Raw genomic sequence first — 21,508 nt, 5'->3', positions numbered from 1 at the left:
CCCCGCCACCGCGCGTGCCGTCAACGTGCTCGCGCCCAACGCGTCCGCGATGACCCTGGACGGGACGAACACGTGGATCGTCGCGGAGCCGGACTCCGAGTCGGCCGTGGTGATCGACCCGGGGCCGCTGGACGAGGGGCATCTGCGCAATGTCGTCGATGTGGCGGCGAAGGCGGGCAAGCGGATCGCGCTGACCCTGCTGACGCACGGGCACCCCGACCACGCGGAAGGCGCCGTCCGTTTCGCCGAGCTGACCGGTACCAAGGTGCGCGCGCTGGATCCGGCGCTGCGGCTCGGGGACGAAGGGTTGGGCGCCGGGGAGGTGATCCGGGTCGGCGGCCTGGAACTGGTCGTCGTGTCGACGCCCGGGCATACCGGAGACTCCCTGTGCTTCCATCTCCCGGCCGATCAGGCCGTCCTGACCGGGGACACCGTCCTGGGACGCGGTACGACCGTGGTGGCGCATCCTGACGGCCGCCTGGGCGACTATCTGGACTCGCTGCGGCGGCTGCGGTCCCTCACGGTCGACGACGGCGTCCACACCGTCCTGCCGGGCCACGGGCCGGTGCTGGACGACGCCCAGGGTGCCGTCGAGTTCTATCTCGCCCACCGCGCCCACCGGCTCGCCCAGATCGAGACGGCCGTCGAGAACGGCCACAGCAGCCCGGCCGAGGTCGTCGCCCACGTGTACGCGGACGTCGACCGCTCGCTGTGGCCGGCAGCGGAACTGTCGGTGCGGGCCCAGTTGGACTACCTCAAGGAACACGGCCTGATCTAGCCGACAGTCTGATCCGGTCCCTGGGGACGCGGGCTCTTCACGCCGTGCACGCGCGTGTACTCCGCGGCCAGCCACGGGCCCAGATCGTCGACGTAGGACCGCAGGACGCCCGCGTCGCCCGTCGGTTCGTGTCCGGCCACCGCGGCCCCGCGCACCTCCTGTGCCCGCTCCGGGTAGTACGCGGCGAACGCCTCGGCCATCTCCCCGAGGTCGCTGGTCCAGCCGTTCCAGCGGGGCATCACGAGGGTGAAGCCGGTGCGGACCAGGTGCCGGGACATGAAGCGCACCAGGGGGCGGCGGGCCGCGTCCGTGTCCTCCGTGGCCGCGATCCGCTCGCGCCAGCGGGGGAGCAGCAGCCCCAGGTCGCCGTTCGTCTCCCGGGCGAGCAGCGGGTCGGGGCGGTAGCGGGGCAGGTCCTCGGCGAGGTCCTCCCCGAGCAGTGGTGTGCACAGGCAGGCCACGAACCACCCCAGGTCGTACGTCTCCGGCTCGCTCAGCAGCCGGGCCCGGCCGTACAGCAGCGTGCCGACGCCGTCGATCTCCGGGAACTCCTTGTCGAGTGCCTCGCCGAGGGTCCGCGCCTCGGAGCGGTCCTCCTCGGTCGGCTCCCGGCGGGTCACCACCAGCAGGTCCAGATCGCTGCGCCCCACGCGCGCGGTGCCGCGCGGGATCGACCCGTAGAGGTACGCGCTGTTGAGGCGTCCCCCGTAGAGGTCGATCAGCCGGTCCCGCGCGGTGGCGACGACCGGTCGGAAGGCGTGCGGGATACGCCCCAAGGAGCCCTCGCGCTCGATGTATCCCTGGGCGTCGAGCCCTCTGTGGGGGACGGTTTCGGCCATGGGATCACTGTGCCGGGAGACGGGCCCCGGGGGAGTGCTTTTCCAGCCGTCGTGCTCCGGTGTTCCGTCGTCGTCCGGTGTCCTGGGCCTTTCCGGCGTCCCGGCGTCGTACGGGGTCATCGCCAGCGGAACATCCTCAGCCCGCGGCTGTAGTCGCCGGCCTCGCAGGCGACGGCCACCAGGTCGCCGTTCGCGGCCACCAGCGATTCGAACGCGGTGCCGCGCAGCTTGCGCCGGGCCACCAACCGGCCGTCGGCGGGGGCGAGCACGCTGAGCCGGCCGCCGTACTCGTGGACGACCAACAGGCGCCCCTGGTGGGCGAGATGGGTGTCCTGGTAGGTCTCCTCGCCGTGCCACTCCCACAGGAACGCGCCGGTGGACAGGGAGTACGCCCCGAGCCGGTTGCCCCGGTCGAGCTCGGTCCTGTCCCGGGGGACCAGGCCCACCACCAGGACGTCACCGGTGACGGCGATCCGCTCGCCGAACCTCTCGTAGCCGTCCGGCGGGGCGAGCGTCACGCCGTCCGTGCCGTCGTCGTCCAGCACGAGCAGCCGGTGCTCGGCGCGTGCGCCGCGGACGCGGGTGCGCAGGGTCGCCACGAAGGGCTGCGCGCTGATCACGGACACGCTCTCCAGGCCCGGGTCCGTGAGGTCGTGCTTCCAGCGGATCTCGCCGGTGCGGAGGTCGAGGGCGCGCATCACCGGCCGCGTCTCCCAGTCCTTCCAGGACTCTCCGGCCGTCGCGAGGAGACCCCCGCCGAGGGCGACCTTGGCCGGTATGTGCCCCAGGAGGGCCGCGTCCTGCTTCCGGCGATGTACGACCTCTCCGGTGTTGACGGCCAGCCAGGTGAGGCCGACGCGCTTGGCGTCCCGGCGCCCGTCGTCGCAGTGCAGCACCACGACCGCGCCGTTGTCGAGGCCCGGGGACACCAGGGCGACGGCCTGCCGGCCCGGTGGGCGCCAGGTCCACAGCGGTTCGCCCGTGGTGGCCCGGAACGCCTCTAAGCGGTCGGCACGGGCGATGACGACCGCGTCGGCCGTCAGCCAGAGGCCCAGCGGCTTCAGGCCGCCGTCGGCGTGGTCGTCGGCGCTCCTCCACAGGGAGCGTGCCGATCGTCGCCACCAGGAGTGCCGCCAGGCCGACTCCGGTGCTCTGTCCTCGTCCATCCCCACCCCTTGGGTCCCCACCCGGCCACACGCGAAGGGCCCCGCCGTACGAGCAGGGCCCTTCGTAGTCGTACGAAAACTGTCCTCAGCCGAAAACTGTCCTCAGCGAGCAGTCGTCGGCCGGCGGTCCTCAGCGGGAGCGCTTGGCCAGTCGCTCCACGTCCAGCAGGATCACCGCGCGGGCCTCCAGGCGGAGCCAGCCGCGGCCCGCGAAGTCGGCGAGCGCCTTGTTGACCGTCTCGCGGGACGCGCCGACCAGTTGGGCCAGCTCCTCCTGCGTGAGGTCGTGCACCACGTGGATGCCCTCCTCGGACTGCACACCGAAGCGGCGGGAGAGGTCCAGCAGGGCGCGGGCCACGCGGCCGGGGACGTCCGAGAAGACCAGGTCGGACATCGCGTCGTTGGTCTTGCGCAGCCGGCGGGCGACCGCGCGCAGCAGCGCGGAGGCCACCTCGGGGCGGGCGCTCAGCCAGGGCTGGAGGTCGCCGTGACCCAGGCCCAGCAGCTTGACCTCGGTCAGCGCGCTGGCGGTCGCCGTACGCGGGCCCGGGTCGAACAGCGACAGCTCGCCGATCAGCTCGCCGGGGCCGAGGACGGCCAGCATGTTCTCGCGGCCGTCCGGGGAGGTGCGGTGGAGCTTCACCTTGCCCTCGGTGACCACATAGAGCCGGTCTCCGGGGTCGCCCTCGTGAAAGAGGGAGTCCCCGCGCGCGAGGGTCACCTCACTCATGGAGGCGCGCAGCTCCGCGGCCTGATCGTCATCGAGCGCCGCGAAGAGCGGGGCGCGCCGCAGAACGTCGTCCACGAGTTCTCTCCTTGTCGACCTGCTCAGGGGATGGTGCTCCCCCTTGTTACCAGGGGACCGTGCTCCCCATTTTGCTGGACCGTCCAAACAGTGTGATCTGTCACAAGGATGCCGCACAGGTGTCCCGAGGTAAGCGGCAGGGGTCCAATTGGGGGCTGATCTTCGGGGTCCGGGGCGGATGTCAGTGGTGGGCTCTAGGCTGGCCGGGTGTCCAAATCGCCGGTGAGAGCACAGGCCAAGGGGGCTGGGCGGATGGTTGTACCTCGTGATTCCGCTGTGGGCGAACAGGGCCCTGACGGCGGTAGGAAAGCGGCAAAGGTGACAAAGAGCTCGACGGTCGGCAAGGGTGAGTCGCACACCGCTCTGGTGCGCCGGGCCCGCCGTATCAATCGCGAACTGGCCGAGATCTATCCGTACGCCCACCCGGAGCTCGACTTCGAGAACCCCTTCCAGCTCGTGGTCGCCACGGTCCTGTCCGCCCAGACCACCGACCTGAGGGTCAATCAGACGACTCCGGCCCTGTTCGCCAAGTACCCGACTCCCGAGGACCTGGCAGGCGCCGACCCGGAGGCGGTCGAGGAGATCCTCCGCCCGACCGGGTTCTTCCGGGCCAAGACCAAGTCGGTGATAGGCCTCTCCAAGGCCCTGGTCGAGGACTTCGGGGGCGAGGTCCCGGGGCGGCTCGAAGATCTCGTCAAGCTGCCGGGTGTGGGCCGCAAGACCGCCTTCGTGGTGCTCGGCAACGCCTTCGGGCGGCCCGGCATCACCGTGGACACGCATTTCCAGCGGCTCGTACGGCGCTGGAAGTGGACCGAGGCGACCGAGCCCGTCAAGATCGAGGCCGCCGTGGGAGCGCTCTTCCCGAAGAGCGACTGGACGATGCTGTCGCACCACGTGATCTTCCACGGCCGCCGGATCTGCCACGCCCGCAAGCCCGCCTGCGGTGCCTGCCCCATCGCCCCGCTCTGCCCGGCGTACGGCGAGGGCGAGACCGACCCGGAGAAGGCGAAGAAGCTGCTCAAGTACGAGAAGGGCGGCTATCCCGGCCAGCGCCTGAACCCTCCGCAGTCCTACCTGGACGCGGGCGGGAAACCGGCGCCGCCGCTCGGGTCCGCGTGACGCCGAAGTCGGGGGCCGGATGACGGAACGATCTCGGAGGTATCGGGCGTTGATCAGTGGGAACGGGGGTGGGGGATGACACGCGCGAGGAATACCCAGGGTGTGGGGATCGGCAAGGAGGGGCTGCCCGGCTGGCTGGATCCGGTGGTGCACGCCGTGGAGACGGTCGAGCCGCTGCAGCTGAGCCGGTTCCTGCCGCCGGAGGACGGGGCGGGGCGGCAGTCGGCGGTGCTGATCCTCTTCGGAGAGGGCGATCGGGGGCCCGAGCTGCTGCTCATGGAGCGGTCGACGTCCCTGCGGTCGCATGCCGGGCAGCCGTCCTTCCCTGGTGGCGCCCTCGACCCCGAGGACGGCGACCCGACGGGCGACGGGCCCTTGCGGGCCGCTCTCCGCGAGGCCGAGGAGGAGACCGGGCTCGACCCGGCAGGAGTGCAGCTCTTCGGGGTGCTGCCCAAGCTGTACATCCCGGTGAGCGGCTTCGTGGTGACACCGGTGCTGGGCTGGTGGCGGGAGCCGACCCCGGTGGGCGTGGTCGACCCGAACGAGACGGCGAGGGTGTTCACGGTCCCCGTGGCGGATCTCACGGATCCGGCCAACAGGGTCACGCTCTCGCACCCCAGCGGCTTCCTCGGTCCGGCATTTCTGGTCGAATCGGCACTTGTCTGGGGTTTCACGGCCGGAGTCATCGACCGCCTGCTGCACTACGCGGGCTGGGAGCGCCCCTGGGACCGCGAGAAGCAGGTCCCCCTCGACTGGCGGTCATGACAAGGTGTCCGTCGTGCTGTGTCTTCCCGGGGGACGCCGTCTGCGATCGCCGCTCCGCGGTGGACCGGCCCCCAGACCGACCTGGAGTGATCGCGAAGTGCTGAGGCGAGGCCTGAACCGGTGAACGTGCTGGACATCCTGTTGCTGGTCGCCGCCGTGTGGTTCGCGATCGTGGGCTATCGCCAGGGGTTCGTCGTCGGCATCCTGTCGGTGATCGGGTTCCTGGGCGGCGGTCTCGTCGCCGTCTACACACTGCCCGTCATCTGGGACGCGCTGACCGACAAGTCGGAGGTCAGCACGACCGCGGCCGTCGTCGCGGTCATCATCGTCATCGTCTGCGCCTCCGTCGGCCAGGCCCTGACCACCCACCTGGGCAACAAGCTGCGCCGGTACATCACCTGGTCCCCGGCCCGCGCCCTGGACGCGACGGGCGGCGCCCTCGTCAACGTGCTGGCGATGCTCCTGGTCGCCTGGCTGATCGGCTCCGCCCTGGCCGGCACCACCCTGCCGACGCTCGGCAAGGAGGTCCGCAGCTCCAAGGTGCTGCTGGGGGTGTCCCGGGCGCTGCCCTCGCAGGCCGACACCTGGTTCGCGGACTTCTCCTCGGTCCTCGCGCAGAACGGTTTCCCGCAGGTCTTCAGCCCCTTCGCGAACGAGCCGATCAACGACGTCCAGCCGCCCGACCCGGCTCTCGCCTCCAGCGCGGTCGCCACCCGCGCCCAGCAGTCCATCGTCAAGGTCATGGGCACCGCCCAGAGCTGCGGCAAGGTCCTGGAGGGCAGCGGTTTCGTCTTCGGCGACCGCCGCGTCATGACCAACGCGCACGTCGTCGGCGGCGTCGACGAACCCACCGTCCAGATAGGCGGCCAGGGCCGCAAGTACGACGCCAAGGTCGTCCTCTACGACTGGCACCGCGACATCGCCGTACTCGACGTACCGGACCTGAAGGCGCGCTCCCTCAAGTTCGCGACCAAGGACGCCACGAGCGGCAACAGCGCGATCGTCGCCGGCTTCCCGGAGAACGGCTCGTACGACGTCCGTGCGGCACGCGTGCGGGGACGCATCACGGCCAACGGCCCGGACATCTACCACCGCGGCACGGTCCGCCGCGACGTGTACTCGCTCTACGCGACGGTCCGTCAGGGCAACTCCGGCGGCCCGCTGCTCACGCCCGAGGGCAAGGTGTACGGCGTGGTCTTCGCGAAGTCCCTCGACGACCCCGACACCGGGTACGCGCTCACCGCGGACGAGATCCAGGAGGACATCGTCAAGGGGCGTACCGCGAACGAGCAGGTGGACAGCGACAGTTGCGCGCTGTGAGGCGGCGCTGTGAAGCGGAGGGTCGCTGTGCGGAGGTGTGTGTGAAGAGGTGGGTGCGTCAGCCTCGGGGATGACGCAGCCGTACCGAGACCCATCGGGCCCGGCGGCGCAGAATGCGCGGGATCCCCACCCTGAGGTCTGTGCCCTGGAGTTGCGGGGCGCCCCGTTGGTGGGAGCTCAGACCGTGGTCCGAGCGGCGATTGCGTGCTGCGTCACTGAAGTCGTGCGTCCAGCCCATACCCCTCCGTCTGCCCCTGCCCCAAGGTCGATAACCACCCCTTGGGGCCCCAATTGGCGTATGCGCGAGGCAAGTGGCCGTTCGTAGAACGGGTGTTCAGATCCGGATACCGGGTGCGGTGGGCCGGTCACGCACCGGTCACGGATCGGCCATGCGCCGGTCAACGATCGGGTTCGGGGTCCTGGAGCCAGTTGACCAGTTCGGTCGAGAAGACCACCGGGTCCTCCTCGTGCGGGAAGTGCCCGAGACCGTCGAACAGCCGCCAGCGGTACGGCGCTTCGACGTACTCCCCGGAGCCCGCCGCGCTGCGGGTGCGCAGCACCGGGTCCAGCGAGCCGTGCAGATGCAGCGTGGGCACCCGCACCGGGCGCTTCATGCGCCGGTTGAACTGGATGCCGTCGGGGCGGGCCATCGACCGCACCATCCAGCGGTACGGCTCGATCGAGCAGTGCGCGGTCGACGGGATCAGCATGGCCCGCCGGTACGCCTCGATCGCCGCGTCGTCCGGCAGCCGCGGGCCGGACCAGTCGCGGATCAGGGTGCCCACCAACTCGGCGTCCTCGGCGATCAGTTGCCGCTCGGGCAGCCAGGGGCGCTGGAACCCCCAGATGTAGGAACTCGCCGCCGACTGCTTGACGTCGGAGAGCATCGCGTTGCGCCAGCGCCGGGGGTGCGGCATCGAGGAGACGGCGAGCCGGCGCACCAGCTTGGGGCGCATCGCGGCGGCCGTCCACGCGAGATAGCCGCCCAGGTCATGGCCGACGAGCGCGGCGTCCGGCTCGCCGAGCGAGCGGATCACGCCGGTGATGTCGAGGGCGAGGTTGGCCGGGTCGTAGCCGCGCGGGGTGCGGTCGCTGCCGCCGACGCCCCGCAGGTCCATGGCGACGGCCCGGAACCCGGCATCGGCCAGCGCGCCCAACTGGTGCCGCCAGGTCCACCAGAACTGCGGGAAGCCGTGCAGCAGCAGTACCAGCGGCCCGTCGCCCACCTCCGCGATGTGGAAGCGCGCGCCGTTGGCCGCGACATCCCGGTGGGTCACCTCGCGCCCGCCGGGAATGTCGAGTCGTACGACCGAAGCAGGTTGTGCCCAAGGATGGGCGGGGTCCGTCATGAGGACGAGCGTGCCACAGCCTCGATGGCTTCGGGGACACGGTCCTCGATCGCCGCGCGCGGATGCGGCTTGGCGTTGCCGAGGACGCCCGCGGTCTCCTTGACCGACGAGGCCACCTTCTGCGGGCCCTTGCTCTTCGCGGCCTTCTTGAAGAAGAGCACGCCGACCAGCCCGAGGACGATCGCGACGAGCACGTTCGCCGCGAAGGAGAGCAGGAAGCAGAGCGCCATGTTCCAGCCGCTCCAGGTGCGGATGCCGTACGCCAGCGCGAAGTTGAGCATCGGCAGGGAGAACAGCAGGACCACCGCGGCGACCGTGAACGCGCCGCTGCCCACCGCGCCGCGCTTGACGTCCTGCTTGAGCTGCGCCTTGGCCAGTGCGATCTCGTCGTGCACCAGCGCGGACATCTCGGTCGTCGCCGAGGCGAACAACTGGCCGATGCTGCGTTCGGCGCCGACCGGGCTGCCGTCGGGTGCGCTCATCGCGTACTCCCTCTTCCGCATGTGTCTGTACCGGCATGTGTTTGTACCGTCTCGTCAGATCATGCCGGACCGTCGTTGTCCTCGCCCGCCCCGCCCGCCACTTCGGCAAGCCCGCGTCGCTCCGCGGCCTTCACCTCGGCGAGCCTGCGGTGCTCGGCGGCCTTGCGGTCGTGCAGTTCGGCCATGCGCAGGTGGTACCCCGGGTCGTCCTGCTCGTAGATGTCGGGGATGCCGTCGAGATCCTCGTCGCGCTCCTCGTCCTCGTACATCCTGCGGTACCGGGCGTTGCGCAGCTTGAGCAACACGGTCGCGCACAGGGCCGCGACGATAGAGCCCACGAGGACGGCGGCCTTGACCTCGTCGGTGAGCACCTGGTCGCCGTCGAACGCGAGTTCCCCGATGAGCAGCGACACGGTGAAGCCGATGCCGGCCAGCGAGGAGACCGCGAACACGTCCGGCCAGGCGAGGTCGTCGCTGAGCGAGGCCCGGGTGAAACGGGCCGTCAGCCAGGTGCCGCCGAAGATCCCGACCGCCTTGCCGACGACCAGTCCGAGGACCACGCCAAGGGTCTCGGGCTTCGTGAATACGTCACCCAGCGCGCCGCCCGAGATGGCGACCCCGGCGCTGAACAGCGCGAACAGCGGCACCGCGAGGCCCGCCGACAGGGGTCGTACGAGATGTTCGACATGCTCGCCGGGGGAGTGGTCCTCGTCCTCGCGGGTGGTGCAGCGCAGCATCAGACCCATCGCGACGCCCGCGATCGTGGCGTGGACGCCGCTGTTGTACATCAGCCCCCAGATGACCAGCGCGAGCGGGACGTAGACGTACCACCCGCGCACGCCCCGGCGCAGCAGCAGCCAGAAGACGGCGAGGCCCACGACCGCCCCGCCGAGCGCGGCGAAGTCGATCCGGTCGGTGAAGAAGATCGCGATGATCAGGATCGCGAACAGGTCGTCCACGACGGCCAGGGTGAGGAGGAAGGCGCGCAGGGCGCTCGGCAGGGAGGTGCCGATGACCGCGAGGACGGCGAGCGCGAAGGCGATGTCGGTGGCGGTCGGCACGGCCCAGCCCTGGAGCGAGCCGCCACCGGTGAGATTGGTGAGTGTGTAGACGAGTGCCGGTACGGCCATCCCGCACAGGGCCGCTACGACGGGCAGGGCGGCGGCCTTGGGGTCGCGCAGGTCGCCGGCGACGAGTTCGCGCTTGAGTTCGATGCCCGCGACGAAGAAGAAGACGGCGAGGAGGCCGTCGGCGGCCCAGTGGGCGATGGAGAGGTGCAGGCCGAGGGCGGCGGGGCCGAGGTGGAAGTGGCTGACGCTCTCGTAGCTGTCGTGCAGGGCGGGGACGTTCGTCCAGATCAGCGCGGTGACCGCGGCGATCAGGAGGAGGACACCGCCGACGGTCTCGGTGCGCAGCGCGTCCGCGACGAAGTTCCGCTCGGGCAGTGACAGGCGTCCGAACACCTTGCGGGGGGCGGTGGGGCGGGGCGCGGCCATCGGGGGGACCTCCGGTCGGTGGGCAGGACGGAACACATCGCCGACCAGACTTCCCGGCACACCATGAGGATCACTTTTTGCTTAGTTTACCTAAAAGGGGTGCCCGGCGCGCGCTGCGCCGGGCACCCCTCATGGACGTACGTCTCGGTGACGTGCTGCTCAGTCCTCGCTGGGCGCCGCGGGGAGCTTCTCCTGGATCAAGGACATGACCGTCGAGTCGGTCAGCGTCGTGACGTCCCCGAGCTCACGGTTCTCCGCCACGTCCCGCAGCAGGCGGCGCATGATCTTGCCGGAACGGGTCTTCGGCAGCTCGGCCACCGGGAGGACGCGCTTGGGCTTGGCGATCGGGCCGAGGACGGTGCCGACGTGGTTGCGCAGGTCGCCCACGAGGTTCTCGTCGTCCGCGTTCGCCGTGCCGCGCAGGATGACGAACGCGACGATCGCCTGCCCGGTCGTCTCGTCGGCCGCGCCGACCACGGCCGCCTCGGCGACCGCGGGGTGCGACACGAGCGCCGACTCGACCTCGGTGGTGGAGATGTTGTGCCCGGACACGAGCATCACGTCGTCCACGCGGCCGAGTAGCCAGATGTCGCCGTCGTCGTCCTTCTTGGCGCCGTCGCCGGCGAAGTACTTGCCCTCGAAACGCGACCAGTACGTGTCCAGGAACCGCTGGTCGTCGCCCCAGATCGTGCGCAGCATCGACGGCCACGGCTCGGTCAGGACCAGGTAGCCGCCACCGCCGTTCGGCACCTCGTTCGCCTCGTCGTCGACGACCGTCGCGGAGATGCCGGGCAGCGGCGTCTGCGCGGAACCGGGCTTGGTCGCGGTCACGCCCGGCAGCGGCGAGATCATCATCGCGCCGGTCTCGGTCTGCCACCACGTGTCGACGATCGGGGCCTTGTCGCCGCCGATGTGCTTGCGGTACCAGATCCACGCCTCGGGGTTGATCGGCTCGCCGACCGAGCCCAGGACGCGGAGGGAGGACAGGTCGAACTTCGCGGGGATGTCGTCGCCCCACTTCATGAACGTACGGATCGCGGTCGGCGCCGTGTACAGGATCGTCACCCCGTACTTCTGCACGATCTCCCAGAAGCGGCCCTGGTGCGGGGTGTCGGGCGTGCCCTCGTACATGACCTGGGTCGCGCCGTTGGCGAGAGGGCCGTAGACGATGTACGAGTGGCCGGTGACCCAGCCGACGTCGGCCGTGCACCAGTAGACGTCGGTCTCCGGCTTGAGGTCGAAGACGGCGTGATGGGTGTACGCGGCCTGGGTGAGATAGCCGCCGGAGGTGTGCAGGATGCCCTTGGGCTTACCCGTCGTACCGGACGTGTACAGGATGAACAGCGGCTGCTCGGCCTCGAACGCCTCGGGCGTGTGCTCCGTCGACTGCCGGTCGACGATCTCGTGCCACCACACGTCCCGCTCGTCGTTCCAGGCGACCTCCTGGCCCGTACGGCGGACCACGAGGACGTGCTCGACGCCGCTGTCCGGGCGGTCGACCGCGTCGTCCACGGCCGGCTTGAGCGCGGACGGCTTGCCGCGCCGCCAGCCGCCGTCGGTGGTGATGACGACCTTGGCGTCCGCGTCCTGGATGCGGGTCGCGAGCGCGTCCGCCGAGAAGCCGCCGAACACCACCGAGTGCGCGGCGCCGATGCGCGCGCAGGCCAGCATCGCTACCGCGGTCTCCGGGATCATCGGCATGTAGACGGCGACCCGGTCGCCCCGCTGAACTCCCAGCTCCAGCAGGGCGTTCGCCGCCTTGGAGACCTCGTCCTTCAGCTCCGCGTAGGTGATCGCGCGGCTGTCGCCGGGCTCGCCCTCGAAGTGGATGGCGACCCGGTCGCCGTTGCCCGCCTCGACGTGCCGGTCCACGCAGTTGTACGCGACGTTGAGCGTGCCGTCCTTGAACCACTTGGCGAACGGCGGGTTCGACCAGTCCAGCGTCTCGCTCGGCTCCTTGGCCCAGCTCAGTCGGCGGGCCTGCGCGGCCCAGAAGCCGAGCCGGTCAGCCTTGGCCTGTTCATACGCCTCCGCGGTGACATTGGCGTGCGCCGCCAGGTCCGCGGGGGGTGCGAACCTGCGCTCTTCCTTGAGCAGGTTGGCCAGGCTTTCGTTGCTCACGGCATCTGCCTTTCCCAGGGTGTCCGTTGTGTCCCGGGCCAGCTCATCAGACCCGGGGGTCCGATGACAAGGGTCGCCGAAATATTGGTTTAGACCTGTCATCGGACCTGCGAACGGATCTGCGTGGCAGGGGTCTTTCGTACCCACGGACGCCGGGTGGACGCGGTTCAGGCCGACGCGTCCATCACCCCCACCCGATCGAACACCTCGTCCTCCTCGGTCAACAGATACGCCTGCGCCTCACCGACGTGGAAGTACATCCCGTTGAGCTCCAACTCCCCCTCCCGCAGCGCCCGCGCCACCGACCCGTGCCCCCGCAGATGCTCCAACTGCTGCACCACATTGCTCAGACACAGCTGTTCCACGGCGTCGGCGGGCGCCCTGGTGGCCAACCGCGCCCAGGGCCGGCCGTCGTCGGCCGTCCGCTCCAGGCTCGGCCGCCCGTGCCGCAGCCACCGCTTCAGCGGCGTCTGAACGCCCACCGGCTCCGAACCGGCGCTCTCCGGCGCGGAGTTGAGCAGCGCCTGCATGGCTCCGCACCCGGAGTGCCCGCACACCGTGATCGATCTCACGCGGAGCACATCCACCGCGTACTCGATCGCCGCGGCCACCGAGTCGTCCCCGCTCTCCCCGCCGGGCGGCGGCACGAGGTTGCCCACGTTCCGCACGACGAACAGGTCGCCGGGACCACTGGAGGTGATCATCGACGTCACCAGCCGTGAGTCGGCACAGGTCAGGAAGAGCTGCGAGGGCTGCTGCCCTTCCCGGGCCAGCCGGGCCAGCTCGCCCCGCACGAGGGGCGCGGTGTTGCGCTGGAACGCGCTGATGCCACGGGCGAGTTGGTGGCCGCCGGTGCCGGTGCCGGTGCCGGTGCCGGTGTTCTTGCCGGGGCCGGGGTGGGTGTCCGTGCCGGTGCCGTCGGGTTCGGAAGCGCCGGGTGTCGAGGTGCCGGGTGCGACGGTGCCTGGTGCGGAACGGTCGGTCGATTCGGTGGTGGGGTCGCCCGGGGGCGTGGAACGCGGGGGCTCGCACTGGTGGTTGCGCCAGGGCGTCCAGGGGTGGCAGCGGCATGCGGTCGACGTCGTCGGCTCGCCGAGCGGAGCCTCGGCCGCGGTGCGGGCCGGAGCCTTGGTGGTGCGGGCCGGAGCCTTGGTCGTCGTGCTGCTTGTCGCGCCTCTCGTGCCGGTCGTGCCGCTCGCCATGCCGGTCGTGCCGGTCTTCGTACCGGTCGGGATGTCGGTCCGTGCCGCTCCGTCCCCTGCGTGGCCCGGCTCGGTGACCCGAACTCCCGTACGCCTCCCGGTCAGTTCGGCGGAGCCTCCGCGCGCGGTGTGCGCGTTCTGCCAGTCGTGCAGTGACTCGTACGCCGCGTGGTCCATGAACGAGCCGTCCAACTCCACGACGACATGGGCGCCTTGGGGTACGAGATGCAGGGCGCGGCTGAGCCGCGGCACAGCGAGGAACGTCAACTGCCCTCGGACGTGTACGTGATGGACTCCTTCCTGCTCGTCGTGCGTGATGCGGGTGTGGGTGAGGCGGTGCAGGGCGACGGCCACCGCCACGGCGACCCCGAGGAGCACGCCCTCCAGGACACCGAGGACGACCACGCCGAGGGTGGTGACGGCGTAGACCAGTACTTCCCGGTGGCGGGTCACCGTGCGGATGTGGTGCAGGGACACCATCTGGATGCCGACGGCCATCACGAGTGCGGCGAGCGAAGCGAGGGGAATCAGCTCCAGCACCGGGACCATCAGCAGCGCGGCGATCACTACGAGAACGCCGTGCAGCATCGTGGAGTTCCGGCTCACGGCACCGGCTTGCACATTCGCCGAACTTCTTACGGCCACGCCCGCGACCGGCAGTCCGCCGAGCGCGCCGGAGACGATGTTGGCGGCGCCCTGGCCCAGCAGTTCGCGGTTCAGGTCGGAGCGGCCGACGCGGGCGGAGAGCCCGGGCTGCCCGGCGACCAGCTTGTCCACGGCGACCGCGCCGAGCAGTGACTGCACACTGCACACCAGCGTGGTGGTGAGCACGGCGGCGGCGACGCCGAGCACCGGGCCCTCGGGCAGCCCGGCCAGCGCGTGGCTGCTCCAGGACGGCAGGTCGACCTTGGCCAGGCTGAGCCCGGTGAGGGAGGCGGTGAGCGTGGCCCCGGCGACGGCGACGAGGGCGGCCGGGATCTTGCGCATCAGATGCCCGAGCCGGCCGGGGACGCGGGTCCACAGCAGCAGAAGGGCCAGCGTCAGCACGCTCATCGCCACGTCGGCGGGGTGCAGGTCCGCCAACTGGGCGGGCAGCGCGCGGAGGTTGGCGAGGACAGAGCTCTGCGGGGTGCCGCCCAGCACGATGTGCAGTTGGGCGACGGCGATGGTGACGCCGATGCCGGCCAGCATGCCGTGCACGATCGCGGGGCTGACGGCGAGCGCCGTGCGGGCCACGCGCAGGCAGCCCAGGGCGAGTTGGGCCAGGCCCGCGAGGACGGTGACCGCGCAGGTCGTACGCCATCCGTAGCGGTGGATCAGGTCGGCGGTGACCACGGTGAGTCCGGCGGCCGGGCCGCTGACCTGGAGCGGGCAGCCGCCGAGCAGGCCGGCGACCAGTCCGCCCGCGGCGGCGGCGACCAGGCCGGCCTGGAGCGGCGCGCCGGTGGCGAGGGCGATGCCGAGGGACAGGGGGAGGGCGATCAGGAAGACCGCGATGGAGGCCGACACATCGGCGCCCGCGATGCGGAAGCGGCGGTGCGGGGGCGGCGGCGGGCTGTGGGGCTGGTGGACGCGCTCGGTCCGGTTCGGGTCCGATTCGGTGGCGCGGGTGCGTACGCAGGCTGACATGTCTTCCCGTCTCCTCCGGGGCAGCGCGGTCGCGGAACTGGTGGTCCCCGTCGATGGCGGGGGTCGGTCGCGGCCGTGGGTCACGGCGTGCAGCGGCGGGATATCTCAACGCTCGGTAAATGGATCGTAATGCAGAGTAAAGGTCAAGCATAGACTTTGCGGGCAAATGGGTTAATAGGTCACCTCGCAGAGTGAAGTGCCAATTTCATCGGCTTGTCGTACTAATCCCACCTTCGGCCCCGTGCGACCTTGGCGGCGCTGCCGTGAATCCCGGCACATCGCCAGAAAACGCCCTGACCGGCGTCGGTCCGAACGAAGGAAGAAGGTGGGCGGACATGGCCGCCACCCAGAGGTTCACCGCGGGCGCCGTGATCGCCGCGGCCTGTGCCGCGTCGCTCGCCGGTTGCGCGATCGGTGACAACGGTTCCCCGCGCGGAGCGCACGGTCCGCACAAGGCGGCGCCCGCCCCGGCACCCAAGAGCGGAGTCCGCCTGATCGGGGACGGCTCCACGTCGTACACCGGGGCGCAGCCGCATCTGCCCAGACCCGAGCGGCTCAAGCCCGGCCAGAAGCCCCCGCAGTTCGTGGTCTTCTCCTTCGACGGCGCCGGCGAGGACAGCCAGAAGCTGTTCTCCCACTTCCGCGAGGTCTCCAAGGCCAACCACGCGAACATGACGTACTTCCTCAGCGGCGTGTACATGCTGCCGGAGGGCAAGCGCGACCTCTACAAGCCCCCGGAGCACTCGCCGGGCAGCTCGGACATCGGCTTCAACGACGAGCAGGGCATCGCCGACACCGTGAAGCAGCTGCGCCTGGCGTGGCTGGAGGGCAACGAGATCGGCACCCACTTCAACGGTCACTTCTGCGGCAAGAACGGCGGGGTCGGCGAGTGGTCGGTCGCCGAGTGGAAGAGCGAGATCGCCCAGGCGAAGCAGTTCGTGAAGACCTGGAAGACCAACTCCGGCATGACGAAGGCGTCTTCACTGCCCTTCGACTACGACAAGGAACTGGTCGGCGCCCGCACTCCCTGCCTGGAGGGCCAGGCCAACTTCATGAAGGCGGCGAGCCAGTTGGGCTTCCGCTACGACACCAGCGGGGTCAACGACCAGATCTGGCCCAAGAAGAAGGAGGGGCTGTGGGACCTGTCCATGCAGCTCGTCCCCTTCCCCGGCCACACCTATGAGCAACTGACCATGGACTACAACTTCATGGTCAACCAGTCCGGCACACAGACCCAGGGCGACCCCGACAAGTTCGTCCAGTGGGGCGACGAGATGCGGGACGGCCTGCTCAAGGGCTTCGACCGGGCCTACGACGGCAACCGTGCGCCCCTGGTGATCGGCAATCACTTCGAGTCCTGGAACGGCGGCACCTACATGCGTGCCCTCGACGAGGTCATCGAGAAGGTCTGCAACAAGTCCGAGGTGCGCTGCGTCTCCTTCCGCCAGCTGTCCGACTGGCTGGACGCCCAGGACCCGGCGACCCTGGCGAAGCTGCGCACCCTGAACGTCGGCGAGGCGCCCAAGCCCGGCTGGACGTCCTTCCTGACCGGCCGCCCCGCCCCGGCTCCGAAGGGCGTGCCCGGGGCGCCGGCGGTCAAGCAGTAGGCGGTCGACAACGGGCGCGCCTCACACGGTGACGCCGACGCTCTCGTCGAGGACGAAACCGGGGTCGACCTGCGCCGCCAGGTCGGCCCCGGTGCGTTCGTTGCCCCAACTCTGCGCGTTCTTCAGGTGGAAGTGCACCGTCTGACGCGTGTAGCGCTCCCAGTCGCGGAGTTCGTACGTCGCGTCGGCGGCGATCTCCAGCAGACGCAGGGCGCGGCGGTTGGCGTCCTCCAGGAGCTCGAACCGGGGCGGCCGGCCCTTCTCCATGGCACGCACCCAGTCCGAGTGCCCCACCGTCACGAGGAGGTCGTCCCCGACTTCGGCGCGGAGGAAGTCGAGGTCGTCCTGACCCTGCACCTTGTTGCCTACGACCTTCAGGACGACCCCGAAGTCGCGGGCGTACTCCTTGTACTGGCGATAGACGGAGACCCCCTTCCGGGTCGGCTCGGCCACCAGGAACGTGATGTCGAAGCGGGTGAACATGCCGGAGGCGAAGGAGTCCGAGCCCGCCGTCATGTCCACCACGACGAACTCGTCGCGCCCGTCCACCAGGTGGTTCAGGCACAGCTCCACCGCTCCCGTCTTGGAGTGGTAGCAGGAGACCCCCAGGTCGGCGTCCGTGAAGGGGCCCGTGACCATCAAACGGACGGCGCCGCCGTCGAGTTCCACCGGTCGCGCGCAGGCGTCGTAGACCGGATTGTTCTCGCGCACCCGCAGCAGCCGGGAGCCCTCGCCGGGCGGGGTGGTCTTGATCATGGTGTCGGCGGAGGCGATGCGCGGGTTGCTGCCGCGCAAGTAGTTCTTGATCAGGGGGAGGTGCTCGCCGAGTGCGGGCAGTGCGGCGGCCTCCGCCTCGTCCAGGCCGAGTGCGGGGCCCAGGTGCTGGTTGATGTCGGCGTCGACGGCGACGACCGGTTGGGCGGTGGCCGCGAGGTGGCGGATGAACAGGGAGGACAGGGTGGTCTTCCCGCTGCCGCCCTTCCCGACGAAAGCAATTTTCATGTTCACGAAGCGTAGTCGCGCTGTAGCTTTATGTGGCAGGTGTGCGTGAAGAAGACCACTCAATCGTGGAGCGCACCCCTGGGATGGCTACTGTCGTACTCATGAGTACGACAGGTGCGACCGCCGATCCGCTAGCGGCCCTGGGCACGCTGCCCGGAGTGGCCGAGTCCGTCGAGTCCATGCGCAAGGCCGTGGACCGCGTCTACGGGCACCGGGTCATGCGGCGCCGCAGCAACGAGATCACCGCCGAGGCGGCACTGCGCGGCGCGCGTGGCTCGGCCGCGCTGTCCGGGGCCGACTGGGCACTCGAAGAGGTGCGCCGGCGTACCGACTTCAGCGGTGACGCGGAGGCCCGCACGATGGGCGCGGCCCTGCGGCTGTCCGCCGAGGCGGGCCAACTCCTGTCCATCTGGCGGCAGTCGCCCCTCAGGGTGCTCGCCCGGCTGCACCTGGTGGCGGCCGCGAGCAACGGCGACGAGGTCGGACGGCCGCGGCAACAGGGGGAGCCGGTCGACGAGCCGCTCCTCGAACTGCCGCTGCCCGGCGCGGCCGAGGTGTCCGCGCGCCTGGACGGACTCGCGGACCTGATCATCGCGGGCGGTTCGGCGCCGGCGCTGGTGACGGCCGCCGTCGTGCACGGCGAACTGCTCGCCCTGCGCCCCTTCACCTCCCGCAACGGCCTGGTCGCGCGCACCGCCGAGCGGATCGTCCTCATCGGCAGCGGTCTCGACCCGAAGTCCGTGTGCCCGGCGGAGGTCGGCCACGCCGAACTGGGGCGCGCGGCCTATCTGGCGGCGCTGGACGGGTACGTCTCCGGCACCCCGGAGGGTATGGCCGCCTGGATCGCGCACTGCGGCAGGGCGGTCGAGCTGGGGGCGCGCGAGTCGACGGCGGTGTGCGAGGCGCTCCAGCGCGGAGCCGCCTGACAATGAAATGGCCCTCTACTGGAGGGCCGACAAAGGGATGCGGCGGTACGAGGATTCGTACCGCCGCTGGCATGTTCCACCGGGTTACCAAGCGTCCTCGAAATATTGCCCATCAGGTCGGGACATTGCCCGTCGCCTGGTGCGGCTGGCCCGTAATCGACGGGTCGACGTCGCGTGGGTGCTCGGTGTTCATGCGCGGTCCGTGGGGCCAAATGCGTTATTAAGGTGATCCTTTCGGATGTCCTTGGTCTCGCGGGCCGTTAAATCCTTTGTACTCCAGCCCTGGGGGAAGCGGAACCCCTGGCCGTGCTTCTTTACTTTTGCTCTCAAAGAGTCACCAACCGGTCTAAACGGTCGCCGCCCTGCGTCGGCTCGCGTACCAGACGAGCCCCGCCGTGGCCGCCGCGGCACCCACGGCCGCGGCCACGACCAGCGCCGGGCGGGGCGGCACGGAGAGCGTGGGCAGCCGCTGCTTGAGCCGGACCGGGCGGTTGAAGTCCAGAATCGGCCACCCGCGCGCGACTGCCTCGCGGCGCAGTGCGCGGTCCGGGTTCACGGCGTAGGGGTGGCCCACGGACTCGAGCATCGGCACATCGGTCGCCGAGTCGCTGTAGGCGTAGCAGCGGTCGAGGTCGTACCCCTCGGACTGGGCCAGCTCCTTGATCGCCTCGGCCTTCGTCGGGCCGTAGGCGTAGTACTCCACCTCGCCGGTGAAGCAGCCGTCGTCGCCGACGACCATGCGGGTCGCCACCACCCGGTCCGCGCCCAGGAGTTCACCGATCGGCTCGACCACCTCGGCGCCGGACGTGGACACGATCACCACGTCGCGGCCGGCGGTGTGGTGCTCCTCGATCAGGGAGGCGGCCTCGTCGTAGATGATCGGGTCGATCAGGTCGTGCAGTGTCTCGGCGACGATCTCCTTGACCTGCTCGACGTTCCAGCCGCGGCAGAGTGCGGACAGGTACTTGCGCATCCGCTCCATCTGGTCGTGGTCGGCGCCGCCGGTGAGGAAGACGAACTGCGCATAGGCGGTCCGCAGGGCGGCCCTGCGGTTGATCAGTCCGCCTTGGTAGAAGGACTTGCCGAAGGTGAGCGTGCTCGACTTCGCAATGACCGTCTTGTCCAGGTCAAAGAAGGCTGCTGTGCGGGGCAAGGAGTGGTTTTCCACAACCCAGAGCATAGGTGCAGCCCATTCGGCGTAAGGTGAGGCGCGTGGGTTTGCCTGAGAAGCCTCTCGGGTACACCATGAAAGTCACGGATCGTTCGCGACCGTGCTAACGCGGCCCGGCTCCTCCCCCCCCGAGTCGGCCGTGAAGGCGACCCCCACTCTCCCCCCCGGTGGGGGTCGTCGCATGTCCGGACGCATTTTCCCTCCCTGTACGTGGTCGTGAGGCCTTCGCGAGGCGGCTGGTGCCGCCTCTTTTTCATGCCCAGGACTCGTCACCGTGTGTAGCTGGCGGACTGCGCTGTGGAACTCGCACAGAGGCCGGTACAGGGGTCACCGGTATGGGTGAAGGCGATATTCACAGGCCCTGAGTTGTCCACAGATTTCGACCAAGATCCACACGATTTCCGCGATGCCCGCACTGTGATTCCAACGCGTCCTCGCTCGCGGCGAGTTCAAGGCCGGTTCCGTTTGTCGGACGCGTTTGGCCGGTTTCTGTCGGCCGTGCATATGGAGGCCGGACACCGGTTTTCCGCACGTTCGGGAATCGCGGGACCGCAGGGGTGACGCGAGAGACACAGCGATGGGGGATGGAGAACATGGCCGGAACTGTCACACACGATCCGCCGCCCGCCACCGGAGGGCAACAGGGCGGACCGCTGATCGTCACCGAGGACGCCGAACTCCTCGACGACCTGCTGCGCCTGTGCGCGGCGGCCGGCGCGACACCCGAGGTCCATCACGGGGTGCCGGAGCGCCAGGGCGGCTGGGAGACGGCGCCGCTCGTCCTGGTCGGCGACGACGCGGCCCGACGGGTGCGCGGGGCCGCACGCCGACGCGGGGTGGTGCTGGTCGGCCGTGACCAGGACGACTCGGGGGTCTGGCGGCGAGCCGTCGAGATCGGCGCCGACCACGTCCTGATGCTGCCCGACGGGGAGCAGTGGCTGGTCGACCGGATCGCCGACGTGGCCGAGGGCGTCGGCCGCCCCGCGCTCACCGTGGGCGTCATCGGCGGCCGCGGCGGGGCCGGGGCGTCCACGCTCGCGTGCGCCCTCGCCGTCACCTCCGCGCGTGAGGGGCTGCGCACACTCCTGGTGGACGCGGATCCCCTGGGCGGCGGACTCGACGTACTCCTCGGTGGCGAGAGTGCCGAAGGCCTGCGCTGGCCCGCGTTCGCCGCCTCGCGCGGCCGGGTCGGCGGCGGCGCCCTGGAGGAGTCCCTCCCCGAACTCCCCCGAACTCCACTCGCTCCGGGTGCTCAGCTGGGACCGCGGCGACTGCGTCGCCATCCCGCCCCAGGCGGTGCGGGCGGTGCTCGCCGCGGCCCGACGGCGCGGCGGCACGGTCGTGGTCGACCTGCCCCGCCGTATCGACGACGGGGTCGCCGAGGCCCTCGCCCAACTCGACGTGGGCCTCCTGGTGGTCCCCGCCGAACTGCGCGCGGTGGCCGCGGCCGGACGGGTGGCGTCCGCCGTCGGCATGGTCCTGCGCGACCTGCGCGTGGCCGTACGCGGTCCGTACGCCCCCGGCCTGGACGACCGCGAGGTCTCCCGCCTCCTCGGCCTGCCCCTGGTGGGTGAAGTGCCGCTCGAATCGGGCCTGTCGCGCCCGCACGAGGGCAAGGCGCCGCCGGGGGCGGTCGGGAGGGGGCCGTTGGCGCGGTTCTGCCGGGAGTTCCTGGAGCGGGCGTTGGTCGAGGCGGGTGGCGTATGAGGCGGCTGGTGAGGGGTGCGGGGG

At 70.4% G+C, this 21,508-nt stretch carries 17 protein-coding genes and 1 pseudogene; 7 read left to right on the top strand and 11 right to left on the bottom strand.

Features of this window, described 5'->3' with window-relative positions:
• Positions 1 to 778: MBL fold metallo-hydrolase (locus JHN63_RS29255; RefSeq protein WP_200686231.1), on the top strand; the 778-nt coding region annotated here is incomplete at its 5' end.
• On the opposite strand, the gene JHN63_RS29250 is transcribed toward JHN63_RS29255, so the two are convergent.
• The 3 genes from JHN63_RS29250 to JHN63_RS29240 all read right to left on the bottom strand — a co-directional run bounded on the left by JHN63_RS29250 (position 775) and on the right by JHN63_RS29240 (position 3,588).
• Positions 775 to 1,617: a nucleotidyltransferase domain-containing protein gene (locus JHN63_RS29250; protein WP_200686229.1), complete on the bottom strand. Its 843-nt coding sequence runs from the start codon at positions 1,615 to 1,617 to the stop codon at positions 775 to 777. The two genes, JHN63_RS29255 and JHN63_RS29250, sit on opposite strands and share 4 nt — an antisense overlap.
• Positions 1,618 to 1,733: 116 nt before the next feature.
• Positions 1,734 to 2,783, bottom strand: a complete 1,050-nt coding sequence (locus JHN63_RS29245) for a PQQ-binding-like beta-propeller repeat protein (RefSeq protein WP_200686227.1) — start codon at positions 2,781 to 2,783, stop codon at positions 1,734 to 1,736.
• Positions 2,784 to 2,913: 130 nt separating this feature from the next.
• Positions 2,914 to 3,588 (bottom strand): Crp/Fnr family transcriptional regulator, encoded by a 675-nt coding sequence (locus JHN63_RS29240; RefSeq protein ID WP_019063754.1) that lies wholly within the window; start codon positions 3,586 to 3,588, stop codon positions 2,914 to 2,916.
• 252 nt (positions 3,589 to 3,840) lie between these two features.
• On the opposite strand from JHN63_RS29240, the gene nth reads away from it, so the two are divergent.
• The 3 genes from nth (at position 3,841) to JHN63_RS29225 (ending at position 6,792) form a co-directional block, all read left to right on the top strand.
• Positions 3,841 to 4,707: an endonuclease III gene (nth, locus tag JHN63_RS29235; protein ID WP_234477889.1), complete on the top strand. Its 867-nt coding sequence runs from the start codon at positions 3,841 to 3,843 to the stop codon at positions 4,705 to 4,707.
• A 75-nt stretch (positions 4,708 to 4,782) separates the two neighbouring features.
• Positions 4,783 to 5,472 (top strand): CoA pyrophosphatase, encoded by a 690-nt coding sequence (locus JHN63_RS29230; protein ID WP_200686223.1) that lies wholly within the window; start codon positions 4,783 to 4,785, stop codon positions 5,470 to 5,472.
• Positions 5,473 to 5,592: 120 nt separating this feature from the next.
• Entirely contained in the window at positions 5,593 to 6,792 is a 1,200-nt protein-coding gene (locus JHN63_RS29225; RefSeq protein ID WP_200686221.1) for a MarP family serine protease, read from the top strand.
• Positions 6,793 to 6,850: 58 nt separating this feature from the next.
• Here the strand turns inward: JHN63_RS29225 and JHN63_RS53090 are convergent, their stop codons facing one another.
• The 6 genes from JHN63_RS53090 to JHN63_RS29200 all read right to left on the bottom strand — a co-directional run bounded on the left by JHN63_RS53090 (position 6,851) and on the right by JHN63_RS29200 (position 15,071).
• Positions 6,851 to 7,030 (bottom strand): hypothetical protein, encoded by a 180-nt coding sequence (locus JHN63_RS53090; protein ID WP_234477888.1) that lies wholly within the window; start codon positions 7,028 to 7,030, stop codon positions 6,851 to 6,853.
• Positions 7,031 to 7,190: 160 nt separating this feature from the next.
• Positions 7,191 to 8,141: an alpha/beta fold hydrolase gene (locus tag JHN63_RS29220; protein ID WP_200686212.1), complete on the bottom strand. Its 951-nt coding sequence runs from the start codon at positions 8,139 to 8,141 to the stop codon at positions 7,191 to 7,193.
• Positions 8,138 to 8,623 carry a phage holin family protein gene (locus JHN63_RS29215; protein ID WP_200686210.1) on the bottom strand — a complete coding sequence of 162 codons (486 nt, stop codon included), beginning with the start codon at positions 8,621 to 8,623 and terminating at the stop codon, positions 8,138 to 8,140. The genes JHN63_RS29220 and JHN63_RS29215 overlap by 4 nt, the downstream gene beginning before the upstream one ends.
• 59 nt (positions 8,624 to 8,682) lie before the next feature.
• Complete coding sequence (gene nhaA, locus JHN63_RS29210; protein ID WP_200686208.1) at positions 8,683 to 10,119, bottom strand: Na+/H+ antiporter NhaA; 1,437 nt, start codon at positions 10,117 to 10,119, stop codon at positions 8,683 to 8,685.
• 159 nt (positions 10,120 to 10,278) lie between these two features.
• Entirely contained in the window at positions 10,279 to 12,282 is a 2,004-nt protein-coding gene (gene acs, locus JHN63_RS29205; protein ID WP_200686233.1) for an acetate--CoA ligase, read from the bottom strand.
• A 125-nt stretch (positions 12,283 to 12,407) separates the two neighbouring features.
• Complete coding sequence (locus tag JHN63_RS29200; protein WP_200686206.1) at positions 12,408 to 15,071, bottom strand: bifunctional SulP family inorganic anion transporter/carbonic anhydrase; 2,664 nt, start codon at positions 15,069 to 15,071, stop codon at positions 12,408 to 12,410.
• A 335-nt stretch (positions 15,072 to 15,406) separates the two neighbouring features.
• Between JHN63_RS29200 and JHN63_RS29195 the strand changes: the two genes are divergently transcribed.
• Positions 15,407 to 16,678, top strand: a complete 1,272-nt coding sequence (locus tag JHN63_RS29195) for a hypothetical protein (RefSeq protein WP_200686204.1) — start codon at positions 15,407 to 15,409, stop codon at positions 16,676 to 16,678.
• A 21-nt stretch (positions 16,679 to 16,699) separates the two neighbouring features.
• On the opposite strand, the gene JHN63_RS29190 is transcribed toward JHN63_RS29195, so the two are convergent.
• Entirely contained in the window at positions 16,700 to 17,680 is a 981-nt protein-coding gene (locus tag JHN63_RS29190; protein WP_200686202.1) for an ATP-binding protein, read from the bottom strand.
• Between the two features lie 101 nt (positions 17,681 to 17,781).
• On the opposite strand from JHN63_RS29190, the gene JHN63_RS29185 reads away from it, so the two are divergent.
• Positions 17,782 to 18,606 carry a Fic family protein gene (locus JHN63_RS29185; RefSeq protein WP_200686200.1) on the top strand — a complete coding sequence of 275 codons (825 nt, stop codon included), beginning with the start codon at positions 17,782 to 17,784 and terminating at the stop codon, positions 18,604 to 18,606.
• A 346-nt stretch (positions 18,607 to 18,952) separates the two neighbouring features.
• On the opposite strand, the gene JHN63_RS29180 is transcribed toward JHN63_RS29185, so the two are convergent.
• A complete protein-coding gene (locus JHN63_RS29180) occupies positions 18,953 to 19,786 on the bottom strand; it encodes an HAD family phosphatase (RefSeq protein WP_200686197.1) in 834 nt (277 codons plus the stop codon).
• Between the two features lie 584 nt (positions 19,787 to 20,370).
• On the opposite strand from JHN63_RS29180, the pseudogene ssd reads away from it, so the two are divergent.
• Positions 20,371 to 21,484, top strand: a pseudogene (gene ssd, locus JHN63_RS29175) (septum site-determining protein Ssd).
• Positions 21,485 to 21,508 lie beyond the last annotated feature (24 nt).

The organism is Streptomyces sp. MBT65, from assembly GCF_016612545.1.
In the GTDB taxonomy this organism is placed as follows: Bacteria; Actinomycetota; Actinomycetes; order Streptomycetales; family Streptomycetaceae; genus Streptomyces.
Note: the sequence above shows the minus strand (reverse complement) of the source record. Positions and strands in the feature narration are given on the sequence as shown.